General features: G+C 50.1%; 13 protein-coding genes. 4 read left to right on the forward strand and 9 right to left on the reverse strand.

What is annotated here, in order from left to right:
• Window positions 1-2: 2 nt before the first annotated feature.
• Window positions 3-761 (reverse strand): ABC transporter permease, encoded by a 759-nt coding sequence (locus J0X21_RS10820; RefSeq protein WP_206812219.1) that lies wholly within the window; start codon window positions 759-761, stop codon window positions 3-5.
• Window positions 758-1,702: an ABC transporter ATP-binding protein gene (locus J0X21_RS10825; protein WP_206812220.1), complete on the reverse strand. Its 945-nt coding sequence runs from the start codon at window positions 1,700-1,702 to the stop codon at window positions 758-760. The genes J0X21_RS10820 and J0X21_RS10825 overlap by 4 nt, the downstream gene beginning before the upstream one ends.
• A 268-nt stretch (window positions 1,703-1,970) precedes the next feature.
• Here J0X21_RS10825 and J0X21_RS10830 point away from each other — a divergent pair, with 268 nt between their 5' ends.
• Window positions 1,971-2,360, forward strand: a complete 390-nt coding sequence (locus J0X21_RS10830; RefSeq protein WP_206812221.1) for a hypothetical protein — start codon at window positions 1,971-1,973, stop codon at window positions 2,358-2,360.
• Window positions 2,361-2,424: 64 nt separating this feature from the next.
• Here the strand turns inward: J0X21_RS10830 and J0X21_RS15740 are convergent, their stop codons facing one another.
• On the reverse strand, window positions 2,425-2,859 hold the full coding sequence (locus J0X21_RS15740) for a methyl-accepting chemotaxis protein (RefSeq protein WP_328812751.1): 435 nt from the start codon (window positions 2,857-2,859) through the stop codon (window positions 2,425-2,427).
• Between the two features lie 70 nt (window positions 2,860-2,929).
• On the opposite strand from J0X21_RS15740, the gene J0X21_RS10840 reads away from it, so the two are divergent.
• The 3 genes from J0X21_RS10840 (at window position 2,930) to J0X21_RS10850 (ending at window position 5,158) form a co-directional block, all read left to right on the forward strand.
• Window positions 2,930-4,477, forward strand: a complete 1,548-nt coding sequence (locus J0X21_RS10840) for a YifB family Mg chelatase-like AAA ATPase (RefSeq protein WP_206812223.1) — start codon at window positions 2,930-2,932, stop codon at window positions 4,475-4,477.
• Window positions 4,478-4,575: 98 nt separating this feature from the next.
• Window positions 4,576-4,848: a type II toxin-antitoxin system Phd/YefM family antitoxin gene (locus tag J0X21_RS10845; protein ID WP_206812224.1), complete on the forward strand. Its 273-nt coding sequence runs from the start codon at window positions 4,576-4,578 to the stop codon at window positions 4,846-4,848.
• Window positions 4,832-5,158, forward strand: coding sequence for a type II toxin-antitoxin system RelE/ParE family toxin (locus tag J0X21_RS10850; protein WP_206812225.1), 327 nt, complete (start codon window positions 4,832-4,834; stop codon window positions 5,156-5,158). The genes J0X21_RS10845 and J0X21_RS10850 overlap by 17 nt, the downstream gene beginning before the upstream one ends.
• Before the next feature lie 16 nt (window positions 5,159-5,174).
• Here the strand turns inward: J0X21_RS10850 and J0X21_RS10855 are convergent, their stop codons facing one another.
• The 6 genes from J0X21_RS10855 to nuoL form a co-directional block, all read right to left on the reverse strand.
• Window positions 5,175-6,944 (reverse strand): HAMP domain-containing sensor histidine kinase, encoded by a 1,770-nt coding sequence (locus J0X21_RS10855; protein ID WP_206812263.1) that lies wholly within the window; start codon window positions 6,942-6,944, stop codon window positions 5,175-5,177.
• 89 nt (window positions 6,945-7,033) lie between these two features.
• On the reverse strand, window positions 7,034-7,726 hold the full coding sequence (locus J0X21_RS10860; protein WP_328812752.1) for a response regulator transcription factor: 693 nt from the start codon (window positions 7,724-7,726) through the stop codon (window positions 7,034-7,036).
• 498 nt (window positions 7,727-8,224) lie between these two features.
• Window positions 8,225-8,575 carry a YraN family protein gene (locus J0X21_RS10865; RefSeq protein ID WP_206812226.1) on the reverse strand — a complete coding sequence of 117 codons (351 nt, stop codon included), beginning with the start codon at window positions 8,573-8,575 and terminating at the stop codon, window positions 8,225-8,227.
• A gap of 234 nt (window positions 8,576-8,809) precedes the next feature.
• The gene (locus J0X21_RS10870) at window positions 8,810-10,276 is read right to left on the reverse strand and encodes an NADH-quinone oxidoreductase subunit N (RefSeq protein ID WP_206812227.1); all 1,467 of its coding nucleotides are present in this window, start codon (window positions 10,274-10,276) and stop codon (window positions 8,810-8,812) included.
• Window positions 10,276-11,814, reverse strand: a complete 1,539-nt coding sequence (locus tag J0X21_RS10875; RefSeq protein WP_206812228.1) for a complex I subunit 4 family protein — start codon at window positions 11,812-11,814, stop codon at window positions 10,276-10,278. Before J0X21_RS10875 ends, J0X21_RS10870 begins: the two co-directional genes overlap by 1 nt.
• Window positions 11,814-13,766 carry an NADH-quinone oxidoreductase subunit L gene (gene nuoL / locus J0X21_RS10880; protein ID WP_328812755.1) on the reverse strand — a complete coding sequence of 651 codons (1,953 nt, stop codon included), beginning with the start codon at window positions 13,764-13,766 and terminating at the stop codon, window positions 11,814-11,816. Before nuoL ends, J0X21_RS10875 begins: the two co-directional genes overlap by 1 nt.
• Window positions 13,767-13,782: the final 16 nt, after the last annotated feature.

Below are 13,782 nucleotides of genomic sequence, written 5' to 3' on the forward strand. Positions count from 1 at the left end.
GATTATTCTCCCCCCTTAAATTCTAATCGGCTCATACCATATTGCAAGAACAAGAGGCCAATTACTCCTCCGGCCACAACAGATAACAGTGAGGATGGGTGGGAGAAGATACCATACCCGTTGATTATCATTCCTTTTAAAAGGTTTAGAGCGCCCGCCACCGGACTCAAGGCATTTATCACAGCGCCTAACCCCGATTGAGTCATTGCGGTTGATAGAAATACCGGAACCGAAGTCACTAAAAAGATAATTAAGGATGTCATGAGCGCTCCTTTTGAGGAACCGATAATAATCGACAAGGCCATGGCCACACCTGAAAAAAGCAGCACCAGAACCGTACCGATGAAAATGAGAAAGGCCAGCATTGATCCGAATGCTTGGGTTCCGCGGCTGAGAACGAAAAGATATGGAAGGGCTAAGATGAGAGTGGCTGCCCAGACTGTAACAACGGCCAGCATTTTACTCCAAACCACTTGACTTTTCTTAATGGGGGTGAGCAAAAGACTTTCCAAAGTGCCTTGTTCTTTTTCATTGGAAAAGCTTACCGAAGCTAAGATGATCGAAATGAGCAGCCCTAAACCCAAAACCAGCTTGCCAAAGGTCACCATCATTTCTGTTTGAGCCAACAGGCTCATCTCTTTGATCCCCACAAAGCTATAAGACATGACGCTGAATAAAAGGGTGATCACAAACAGCCAGATACTGCCTTTGAACGCCAGGATATTTTCGTTGATTTCTTTTGTTATTAAGGCTCGATTCATATCTGATTTCCCCCTTCTCCTGAGACTAATCTGAAAAAGACTTCCTCCATCGTTGGTTCAACTTTACTAAATTCATAGATATCGACGTTTTCCGCCAGCAGCAGTTTAAGAATTTGCCCTTTGACCCGTTGCTTTCCCGGTTCTGATTCATTCATTCGGATGAGTAAGGCTTGCCCGTCCTCTGTTACATCGACCGAAGCGATAAGCTTGATGATCTCGCTCGTTTTAGCAGGATCGGAGGTTTTAAGTCTCATGAGATTCTGCTCCCCGTATTTGGTTTGCAGACTTCTGATTTCACCTTGTTCGATCAGTTTGCCATTTCGAACAATGGCCACTTTATTGCAGAGCACTTCAATGTCTTTCAGCAAATGGGAAGTGATAAAGACCGTGACTTCCAAGCTGCGGTTCAGATCAAGAAGTAATTTCTGAATATCTTTCTGGCCCACCGGATCCAGCCCCAAAGTCGGTTCGTCCAAAAAAATAATTTGCGGATGATGAATGAGGGTCTTGGCAATCCCCAAGCGTTGGCGCATTCCCCGGGAATACTGCCCGATCGGCTTGTTCCGGCTTCCCAGTCCGACCTTTTCCAGCAGATAGGGAATATACGTCCTCATGTCCTTCATATCCTGGCCGTAAAGTTGTGCAAAATACTTAAGATATTCCCGACCTGTCATCCAAGCATAATAACCATGGGATTCCGGCAAAACGCCAATCACCTTTTTAATTTCTGTACTCTGCCGGGCCATATCCAGACCCCCAATAGTGATTTCACCGTGCGATGGCTTCAATAAACCGGTCAGCATCCGTATGGTTGTCGTTTTTCCGGCTCCATTTGGTCCAAGAAAGCCGAAAATATCCCCTTTTTCAATTTTAAGATTTAGATCCTGAACCGCCGTGAAACCATTGGCATAGGTTTTGGATAAATGCCTCGTTTGAATCAAGTAAATCCTCCTCCTTTGAAACATCATGGTCAGAGTTTAGCCGGTGAAAATTAAAAACGATCAAATCAGACATTAAAATATGATTAAAAATTTTCCGTTTTTTCCAATGGGACTAGTTTTTTCAGCATACGCTTGATATTTAATGCAAAATATTTTTTATTTTGTTTTAATCTTGTTTTTATCGGTTTTTAAAATTCCCTTGTTAACCTATACATAGGTTGATGGCAATAATCCTAATCAACCGAATAATAAAGGGAGGCACATCCTAATGAAAAAATCCTTACTCGCAAGTGCAGGCTCACTGGCTTTGATCGGAGCTCTCACAGGTCTTGCCGCTTTCGGAGGAACGGCAGCGGCAGCAACGAACACGCCGGCCCCGACAACCCAATCAGCAGCGATTATCCAACCTGGCAGCACAGACCCTGCAGCGGTTTCCCCTGCACCATCCGTCCCTTCTCCCGCGCAAGATAAAGTGACAGCTGAAGAAGCTCAGAAACCGGAGTCAGACCAAGACAACATAAACTATGAAGAACAAGGAGACCACCAAGGAAATAACGGCGTGGTCGAAAAAAATCAAGCCCCCGACACTGAAAAAGACTCGCCCAACGAAACTGAGAATGCAGGCCCAGACACGGATAATTTAGAAGTTCAGCAATAACTCAAGCACCTAAAGAAAGAACCCCGACAGCTTAGTCGAGGTTCTTTCTTCATTCTTAATAATTTTACTGTTCCCGGCTACGTTCCATGCTATGATTGACATATTGAGTAGACAGCTGCATTTTATTGATACTGCCTTTAATTTCCGTCAAACTTCTCTGAACCTGTTCGGCCAATTTACGGACCTCCTCCGCCACTACAGCAAAACCGCGTCCGTTTTCTCCGGTCCTCGCCGCCTCAATGGCCGCATTAAGTGCCAACAGGTTGGTCTGCTGAGCGATATCGTCAATGATTTGTACAGTCGACGTGATTGCCTTAGACTGGTTCTCAACTTCGTCCGCCATTTTATTCAATTCTTTAACCCTATGTTCGATCTCCTGCATTTGAGTCAGGCCAAGTTTGTCATCCGTCCACGCCCCTTTGTGACCCTTCCGCAAGGGAGATTCTTTGAAGTTAGCCCTAAAAAATATGTAAAGTAATACCTCAGGTGTTGGGTTCATAAATTCCCTCCCAAAAAAGCAGGAAACCCCACGGCTTGGGTCGAATTCCAAACCTTGGGGGTGCTTGGTTATGTTTGCATCAGTATTCGGGATGTCAGTCATCGGGCTGCAGGCCCATTTAATTAGGGTGGAAGTGGACGTGTCGAACGGCTTGCCTGCGTTCGACATCGTCGGACTTCCTGCGACGGCCGTCCGGGAAGCCCGAGACAGGGTGCGCTCCGCTTTGCGCAACTCCGGGTTCACTTTTCCGCTGCAGCGAGTCACGGTTAATCTGGCTCCGGCCGACCTGCGCAAAGAAGGATCAGGGCTTGATCTTCCGATCGCGATCGGGATTTTGGCGGCAACTGAACAATTGCAAGCGGCTGATCTCGATCACTATGTATTTGCGGGGGAATTATCGCTCGAAGGAAGCCTGCGTCCGGTGCCGGGGATTCTTACCATGGCCGTTACTCTGGCGGAGCTTAATAATACTCAAACTAAAAAGCATAATGAAACATATAATCTGGTCGTTCCTCCTGAAAACCTGGCTGAAGCGCGGCTGGTATCGAGGCTCTCCAGTTTTAGCGCCCCAACTTTGAGTACCGCCGTTAAGGCATTAGTTCATGATGAGGAATTTACAAATAACTCCCCTGTACTAACCTCTGCTCCCGAAAAAGAAACGACAGGTATTGATTTTTCTGACATTCAAGGCCAGCTGCACGCCAAAAGAGCTTTGGAGATTGCGGCCGCCGGCGGGCACAACCTAATTATGGTCGGGCCGCCAGGGTCGGGCAAAACCATGCTCGCCCAAGCCTTTGCCGGGATTCTTCCCCCGTTAAATGAAGCGGAGAGCATGGAAGTGACCCAGCTTTACAGCGTAGCGGGGCTCCTAACCAATAAAGGCGCTCTGATCAGCGAGCGCCCGTTTCGTCATCCCCATCATACGGCAAGCATTGCCGGAATTATCGGCGGTGGACGCGACTTGCGCCCGGGAGAATTAAGCCTGGCGAATCATGGGGTCTTGTTTCTGGACGAACTGCCGGAATTTCCGCGGGAGATTCTGGAGTCTTTGCGCCAGCCGTTAGAAGACCGGCGTCTGGTCATTACCCGTCAGAAAGGGAGTATCGAGTATCCGGCCCGTATCTCGGTCATCGCCAGCATGAATCCCTGCCCTTGTGGTTTTCTCGGGGATCAGGGAAGAGTCTGTTCCTGTACACCACTTCAAATTCAGAATTACCGCCGGCGCATTTCCGGCCCGCTCCTCGACCGGTTCGATCTGCAAGTCGAAGTGCCTCGGATTCAGTTTGAGGAATTACGCAGACATAAACCTATAAATGAGTCTTCCTTAAAAGTAAGAGAGCGCGTGACCAAGGCGCGGGAACGCCAATGGGCCCGGCTGGGTGAAACCAGAACCAATGCCGAAATGAGCGCGCAGGAAACGAAAGCGTTCTGTAAACTGACTGCAGAGGGAGAAGTCCTCTTGCAGCGCGTCTTCGATTCCCGGCATTTGAGTGCGAGGGCGCATGACCGGATCCTCAGGGTTGCGCTGACGATCGCTGATTTGGATAAGGCCAATGGAATTCAACCAGCCCACTTAGCGGAAGCTCTGCAATACCGGGCCTTAGACTCCGGGATTTAACTAGTAAGTTTCCTTTATCGACAAGTAGTTATTGTATTTATGAAATTATTTAGATAGAATATGAATAGAATAATGATATATAAAAGGAGGCTCACATTATGCTTATTAAACCATCTACAACAATCAGACAGGACTATAATGGCTTTTCGAAAATCTGTCACGAGCTTGACGAGCCAGTAGTGCTTACGCGCAATGGCGAAGCTGACTTGGTTGTTATGAGTCATGAAGCATTTAGACGCATGGAAGCCCGCATTAAATTGCAATCTAAGTTACTGGTTGCAGAAAAGCAGATTGCTGAAGGTGAAAACTTGCTTGCACATGATGAGATCATAGCAAGAATGCGGAGGAAGATAGATGCCGCAAAAGAATAAGATTAAGTATACCCCGATAGCAATTGATGATATGGATGAAATTTTCTCATATATCTCGAAGGATAATGTGACTTCCGCAGAAATTCTATTGGAAAAAATAACCGCAGGAATATCCAGACTTGACGAGTTTCCAAATATGGGCTCGGTAATGTCTGATGAAGAATATACCTTAGTGGCTAGCGGCTATCGATTTATTGTGATTCAGCCATATCTCGTTTTTTACAGAATAATTGATGATACCATTGTCATCCACCGAATATTACATGGTCGACGGGATTATCTTCGTGAGTTATTTTCTACAAATGAATAAGGCTTGATCTTAAAAACTAAGGCAATTCAATCTTAAAAGTAGTCCCCTGTCCAACTTGGCTTTCCACTTCTATCTTACCGCCATGGGCATCGATAATCTGTCTGACAATGGACAGTCCCAAGCCCATGCCCCCTTCTTTACGGGAGCGTGCCTTATCCACCCGGTAAAAACGGTCAAAAATTTTGGACAAAGATTCGGGCGGTATTCCTTCTCCCTGGTCGCTTATGCTAAAGGATACTGCGCCATGCTCTTTGGCAGCGGCACTGACTTTCATTACTCCTCCCCCTGGCATATGGCGGATCGCATTATCCAAAAGGTTTATAAACACTTGACGCAAGCGGTCACGATCGGCCCTCACGTGAAGTTCCGAGCTGTTTATAAACTCGAGCTTAATCCCGTGAGCGTGCGCCCGCCCCTGAAACAACTGATTAAGCTCCTGAAAGAAATCAGCTACCCCAATGATTTCAGGGCTCAAAGTCTGGGTGCGCTCAAGGCGGTTCAAATCCTGAAGTTCTTGGACTAACCGCGCCAGACGCTTGGCTTCATCCAGAACCAACTGAATATGCCCTGCTTCGTCATCTTTCCCAACTACCCCGTCCTGGATAGCCTCTAAATATCCTTGGATCAAGTGCAGGGGGGTGCGCAGTTCATGCGTAACACTAGCTAAGAAATCGCGCCTTTCTTTTTCCGTCCTAAGGGTAGCGGTTACATCCCGCAGGACTGCGACGTAGCCGCCGGGGCTTCCGGATCCTCGCGGAGCCATTGGCGCCACGGCCGCCTGAAGCACTTGCGTACCCAGGGTCAGGATTCGCCCTTGCCCCAATTCCTCCGTATTTGCCGGGATGGTGCGCAGCATTGAGAGAATTTCCTGTTTGCGCTCATTATCCTCCTCATGCTCTTGTTCCTGCCACAACAACTTGGCCCCTTCATTGGCGTATTGGACGCTCCCGTCCGCTCCCAGCATAATCACAGCATCGCTAATCCCTTCAACGATCCCTTTGAGCAAATTGCGCTCCTCAGATAGCCAGGAGACATGATTGCGCAGGCTTTCCCCCATGGAATTCAAGCCCCTTGCCAAATCACCCAGTTCGTCATGACTGTCCACTCCGGTCACCGGTTCAAACTCACCCTTGGCCATTTTGCTCGCAGCCTTTTGCATTAACGCCAAAGGCCGGGTGACCTGGCGCGCCAGCAAGAAACTGACAAATGCCGCCAGCAAAATCGCCGCCAGCGAAGCATAAACAATCAAGCGGCGAAAGGCAAAGGTACTTGCCTGTACCGGCATGGGCGAGCTTCCTAATAGCACCACCCCCTGAACGGGATTCTGTCCTATCGGAGCCGCGGCAATCAGCATGGCTTCATTCCCGGCTCCGCTAAGTGTGGTTTTGTTGGCAATGGTCTCTCCTGCCAAAACTTGAACCAAGTTCTCGTGGGTAAAAAAATCATTAAGCATGGGGCTGTGCATCCATCCCCCCATAAATCCGCCCATCTGGGAACCGCCCCAGCCTTTGCCCCCTTTCGGTCCGAGTCCTCCCCCCATTGTTCCCCCGGCAGCCAGCACATTCCCCTGCGGATCAATGAGCAGGACTTGGGTTCCGGATGTTAAGCGGACGGACTCAAACCAGACCAGACGCTGATTCCAATCCGGAATCTTCTCCAGCTGCTGGGCTGTTTCTACAGCATCGCTGCGCAGGGAATTCAACCTGTCCTGAAGGTAGAAATCGCTGAAAAGCCAGGTAATCACTGCCCCCAGCCCCCCGAGAACGGTTAAAATGAGCAGGGTCATAGCCAGCCATAGTTTAATAGAAATGCTTATCCGGCGTTTCACAAGCTTAAAACTCCTTTTAATATACGTACTCAGTACTCAGAATTCAGTTAAACCTGGGCGTCCGGATCAAATTTATACCCTACCCCCCAGACAGTGGCAATCATTTTCCGAGCCTGAGGATGGTCCAGTTTTTCGCGCAGCTTCTTAATATGAGTATCGACTGTACGTGCGTCCCCGTAAAAATCATAACCCCAAACCGTTTCCATCAGCTGCTCTCTGGAGAAGACCCTGCCCCGGTTCTTAGCCAGAAAATACAGAAGATCAAACTCCCTCGGGGTACAGGTGATGGCCTCGTCGTTAATGCTGACCCGGTGCCTCTCCTTGTCGATCTTCAAGGGACCGAATGCAAGCTCCGAGTCATTGGCCGCCCGCGCCGGACCCTGGGTCCGGCGCAAGAGAGCCTTGACCCGCGCCACTAACTCCCTGGTGCTAAAAGGCTTTACCAGGTAATCATCCGCTCCCAGCTCAAAACCCAGCACCCGGTCAAACTCTTCCCCGCGCGCGGTCAGAATGATAATCGGGACATCCGAGTTCTCCCGCACCTCGCGGCATACCCGCCAGCCATCAATGTCTGGCATCATCAAATCTACAATAAGCAGGGAATAGCTTCCGGAACGAAACTTTTCCAAGGCCACCCGTCCATTTTCCGCTTCCTCGACGGCGTACCCTTCTTTCTCTAAGTACATGCGGACAAGCCCTCTGATTTTCTCCTCATCGTCAACCACTAGCATTGGCTCCACTTAGACTGCCTCCAATCACACGGAAAGTATGAATAATTAACGTTGGAATCCTTATATATCTACCAAATAGTAAGTTAAGATCGTCAGGCTCTAAGAATATCCTAACATTAAAATTCAATCAAAACTTGAGCAATTTGTGAAATTTTCATGACTACTTTAATTCCTTAAGTCAGTTTCACGGATATACATAACAGACCATTTTTTTCGTGTTCTTTCCTTACTCCTGCCCTGAAAATAGACAAGGGGCAATTACTTAGCGAACCGTAGAGCAGAGGAGCGTCGAGAGCGCAGTTGATTCAGCGTTAAGCAGCGTCACGGTTCACTTCAGGTATTACCCTAAGGTTTGGCGCTGTAGCTGAATCAACAAGCGAACAGCTCCGGCGCGTGGTGAGCGGGTAATGCACCTTGGCTATTTTCATCCATCAGTGGTGCCGCATAGCGGCATGGGAGTCTGACTCCTGACTCCTGTATTCTGACTTCTATATACATACAGGATAATCAGATCCCTTGTATCCAGTTTTCCATAAACCGGCCTTGATCAACCCTGATGGCCATTAGGTCAAACCTTAGGGGCGGCCACTTTTGGTATCCCTGCTCCATCAGGTAATAGGAAGCTATGGCTCGCAGGCGCTGGCGCTTTTTAGCTGTGATGCTTTCTTCCGCCCAGCCCCGGATCCCGGAGCTGCGAGTGCGGACCTCGACAAAAACTAACCCTTGCCCCTGGGCGGCGATTATATCCATCTCCCCTTTGGGGCAGCGGTAATTGCGACCGATAATAGATAAACCGGCCTTCATCAGTACCTTGGCCGCATACTCTTCTCCTGCTTGCCCGAGTAATTGTCTCTTCATGACCTATCCTCTCGATCTGAGGTATCTTCTCGCTCCAACGTATCTACACGATCCTAGCGCCTTACAGATGTTTTCGCCATCATTGAGATGAAATCCTTTACAAAGGGCTAATTATCTTCATCAGTCAACTAATAAAGGGGTTCTCACCCGCATATACGGAGAGAACCCCTTTATAGACACCATAAGCATATTAACTAGACTAAGCGTCTGACTCTTACTTGAACAGCCACATCTTTATTTCACCAAGCTGTTGGCGGCAGCAATCGCCATCTGTGCCAGCGGGGTTGGATAAAGACCGAGAGCCAAGGTTATCAGCATGGTGAAGACCATGGTAAACTTAGATGCGCCTTTGACCGGAACTAGCGGCAGGCCTTCCCCTTCAGTCAGGTACATAACCTTCACCACGGAAAGGTAGTAGTACACGGACACCATGCTCATCACAAAGCCAATATAGGCAATCGCAGTAAATCCTTCACTCATGACCGCTGAGAAGAGGTAGAACTTGCCGACGAAGCCGGCAAGGGGAGGAATTCCGGCGAGCGAGAGCAAGGAAGCGGTCATGACCGCGGCGGCCACCGGCGAACGGCGGGCCAGTCCGGCAAAGTCCTTAATCTCATCACTGCCTTGCGCCTGACCGATATGGGTTGCCACCGCAAACGCTCCCATGTTGCCAAAGACGTAAATCATGGCATAAAAGAGCACACCCTTGACCCCGTCCGGAGAAGCCGGAATAATGCCGACCATAAGATAACCGGCCTGAGCCACACTGGAAAACGCCAGCATGCGCTTAATGTTGGTCTGAGGTATGGCAATCAGGTTGCCGACAATCATGGTTAGTGCTGCCAGGACGAGTAGCAGGTTTTGCCCGGTCCAGTGCCCTCCGATGGAAGGCGGGGAGAAGGTCTGCACCCCAACGGTCAGAACATATACCCGGATCAAAGCCGCAAAGGCAGCCGCCTTGGAGGCCACAGCCAAGAACGCAGTCACCGGGGTGGGAGCGCCTTCATAAATATCGGCAGCCCACATGTGAAACGGTACCAGGGAAATTTTGAAACCGAATCCGGCGAGTAGGAAAACGCTGGCCAGAATGGTCACCGGAGAAATCGGAGTGGCAAACATCGCTTGGCGGATGTCAGTTAGCATCAGAGAACCTGTCATTCCATAGAATAAGCTGATGCCGTACAAAAGCACCGCTGAAGATGCAGCACCCAGAATCAGGTATTTAACCCCGGCTTCCGCTGATTTCTCTTCCGTAAGCCAGTAGGCAACCAGAATATAGAAGGTGATGGTCATGAGCTCTAAGCCGACGTATAACGTTAAGAGGTCTCCGGCCCCTGACATGAGCATCATGCCCAGAGTGGCACCCATGAGGAGCGCGTAAAAATCACCCCTGCTTGTTGGAAAGGACTGGACATAAGCGCCGGAAGACAGCGCCACCAGTATCGCCGCAGACAAAAACAGGATTTTGAAGAAACCTGCAAACTGGTCGTGGATATACATTCCGCCCAGGGTTACCCCTTGCGGGCCGAAAAAGAAATCATACACGCTAAAGGCAAGGACACCGAGCAGGAAGAATACGGTTAAAGGCATCATCCCTTTGCGCGCTCCCTGGGGAATCAAAAGCCCAATAGCCAGGAGAACCAGCGTCAGCACTGCCACGGCGATTTCGGGAGTGAGCATCAGAAAATTAAAGTCGAACATTAGAACAACCCTCCCATCTTCGCCAGGCCCACCGTCTCCATAACCTTACTTAAGTCGGAGTGCGTGACACCGGAGTTAATGACACTGTAGACGATGTTCGGGAACATTCCGGTAACAAAGAGGACGAATACCAACACCACCAGCGGAACCATTTCCGGACCGCGCAGGTCCTTTAAGTGATCCCATTCCGGACGGCGCGGGCCAAAGAGCACATTGGCCAGAGTCCTCAGGATATAAGCGGCAGTGAATATAATCCCGGCAATCCCCAAGATCGCGAGGACGGGATATGCCCGCACCGAACCCATGAAGATCGTAAACTCCGCAATAAAGTTCACGGTTCCCGGGAGTCCAAGAGATGCCATCCCGGCAATCAGGAAACCGACCGCCAGGCGCGGCATCTGCCGGGCCAGCCCGCCCAGTTCGCTGATGTTGCGGGTATGGGATTTCTCGTAGACAAAGCCGATCATGGAGAAGAAAAGCGCTGACATAACGCCGTGCGCGAACATCATTTCCACGGCTCCGTTGATGCTGGTGACATTAAAAGCGGCAATGGCAATCAAGACATAGCCCATATGGCTCACTGAGGAATATCCGACCACATACTTAAGGTCTTTCTGCGCCAAGGCAATAAAGGCGGCATAGAGCACCCCTGCGATGGCCAAGGTTGCAATCACGGGAGCCCAGAACTTGGCTCCAACCGGCAGCACCATCAGTCCCAGGCGGATCAGACCGTAACCCCCGATTTTTTTCAGAACCCCGGCGTGAATCATACTAACTGCCGTCGGAGCCCCGGCGTAGCCGTCAGGCGACCAGGAGTGGAACGGGAACATGGAAATCAAAGAGCCAAAGCCGAAAGCCATTAAACCGAAGACAATCTTTTGGAAGGTGGGATCATACTTAAACTTGGCCAGTTCATCAAACATAAAGGTTCCCTGCCCGCCATTCAGTCCTTTGGCGTTGAGGTAAAGAGCCACCAAACCGACCAGAAGGAATGCCGAACCGATTAAAAGGTAAATGGTCAGTTTCATCCCGGCATATTCCTTGCTGACCCGTTTCGTGCTTCCCCAGATGATGACCATGATATAAATCGGTATCACCACGATCTCATAGAAGAGGAAGAAGATGAAGAGGTCGCGGGCGATAAAGGTTCCCATCACCCCGGTAATCAGGATCAAGAGGAGGACAAAGAACTCTTTCACGCGTTTGTCCAAGTTCCAGGATGAATACACCGCCGTAAAGCCGATCAGGTTCGTTAGGACGAGCATCGGAATACTGATCCCGTCGACTCCAAAGGCCAGGTTTACCCCTAGATCCTTGGTCCAGGGAAGGATCAGATTGAACTGCATCCCGCCTTGAGCCCGGTCATAGGCAAAGAAAACGTACACGGAGAGCGCAAGCGCTGCAAAGGTGCCAAGTGCTGCAACAATTTTAATCATCTTGCCTTCCTCTTTCGGCAGGAAGACAATAATCAAAGCGGCCAGCACCGGGGCTAAGAGCGTGAAGGGCAAAATCATGGAGCCTGCTGTAGCTGCCGACATTATTTCACACCTCCCAGCATCGCTAAGGGATTAAGTGCCGCAAGCTGGCCTTCGCCGATCGCAAATACCAGATAGATTACCACTACGGCAAAGAAGAATACCAAAGCGTAAGTCTGTAATTGGCCCGTCTGCGTCCGGCGCAGGGTACGGGCACTGCCGCGCGTGAACAAAGCCAGGCCGTTGATGATTCCATCGACAATATAAAGGTCAATCCAGTACAGGACTTTGGCCAGGCCGTCCATAATATGGTGAATGAGCCACAGGTAAAACTCATCCACATAATATTTGTTCTTTAAGAGCCTATAGATTCCGGGGAATTTGGCGACGATGCTTTCCGCCGCAATCGCCTTCCTCACATAAATGGTGTAGGCCAGCCCGATGCCAATCAGACCGGCAACTACGGAAATCCCGGCCAAAGCCCAATCCATCGCTTCATGCTCCAACTCTCCGGCGTGGACATAGAAGGCAAAGTTATGCTCCGGCAAGGCGACCAGACCGCCCACCACGCTGAGCACACCTAAAATGATCAGCGGAAGGGTCATAGTCCAAGGCGACTCGTGCGGGTGGTTTTCCGGTTTGGACGGACCGGTAAAGGCGACAAAGAACAAGCGGCTCATATAAAAGGCAGTTAAGAATGCTGTAAACAAGCCGACGGCATAAATGACCGGATGGCCGTTATGAAGGGCGGCGGCCAGAATTTCATCTTTAGACCAGAACCCGGCAAACGGCGGCACTCCGGAAATGGCCAAGACTCCGATAAAGAAGGTCCAACCGGTAATCGGCATCTTCTTCCACAAGCCACCCATATCCCAGATGTTTTGTTTTTCATGCAGAGCATGAATGACAGAACCTGCGCCCAGGAACATCAAGGCCTTGAAGAAGGCGTGGGTCATAAGGTGAAACATGGATGCGGTTAAGGAGCCGACTCCGAGAGCAAACATCATGTAGCCCAATTGGCTTAAGGTTGAGTAGGCCAGGATGCGTTTAATATCATCCTGGGCAATGGCAATCGTGGCCGCAAAAATAGCGGTAAAGGCGCCCAGCCCGGCCACAAACTGCAACGCGGCCGGCGAGGCATGTTCAAAGAGGAAGTAAATGCGCGCGACCAAATAAACACCTGCTACAACCATGGTAGCCGCGTGGATCAAGGCGCTGACAGGTGTCGGGCCTTCCATGGCATCCGGCAGCCAGACATGGAGCGGGAACTGGCCGGATTTACCGATTGGTCCGATAAAGACCAGAATCGCCATGACGGTTAGGTAGCTTAAGCCGCCGATGAGGGCAAAGTCTTGGAAGTTGGTATTCATGGCATTGGATAATGCCGCAAAATCCAAGGTGCCAAACTTGTTGTACAAAAACAAGATTCCCAAAAGCAAGCCAAAGTCTCCGACCCGGGTGGTGATGAAGGCCTTTTTGGCAGCCTCGCGGGCGGACACTTTAAAGTACCAGAAACCGATCAAAAGGTAAGAACAAAGCCCGACCAGTTCCCAGAAAATGAACAGTTGCAATAGGTTGGTTGAAATCACGAGCCCCAGCATGGAAGCTGCAAACAAGGACTGGTAGGCATAATAACGGGACCAGCCGCGGTCTCCGTGCATATACCCCAGAGAATAAATCTGAACCATGGATGCCACTAAGGTCACGACAAAGAGCATCATGGCGCTTAAAGGATCGACGATGGTGCCGAAGTCGATCTTCAGCCCGCCGATATTTAACCAGTTGGCGGCTGCGACCGCTTCCCGCCCGACAAATTCTTCTCCGTTCCAGGACTGAATGACACCTACACCGATAGCAATTGCCAAACCCAAGGCGCTAAGTATGGCAAGGATCGAGACGGCGGCAGACAGTCCTTTGGATCTCCTCGTCACGAGGGCGATCAACAGAAAAGACAGGAAGGGCAGAAACGGTATGAGCCATGCCCATTGAAAGAGATCATGCATTTCCTTGAACACCTACCTTCTCCATTAG

The sequence above is a fragment of the Paradesulfitobacterium ferrireducens genome (assembly GCF_017310645.1).
Classification (GTDB): Bacteria; Bacillota; Desulfitobacteriia; order Desulfitobacteriales; family Desulfitobacteriaceae; genus Paradesulfitobacterium; species Paradesulfitobacterium ferrireducens.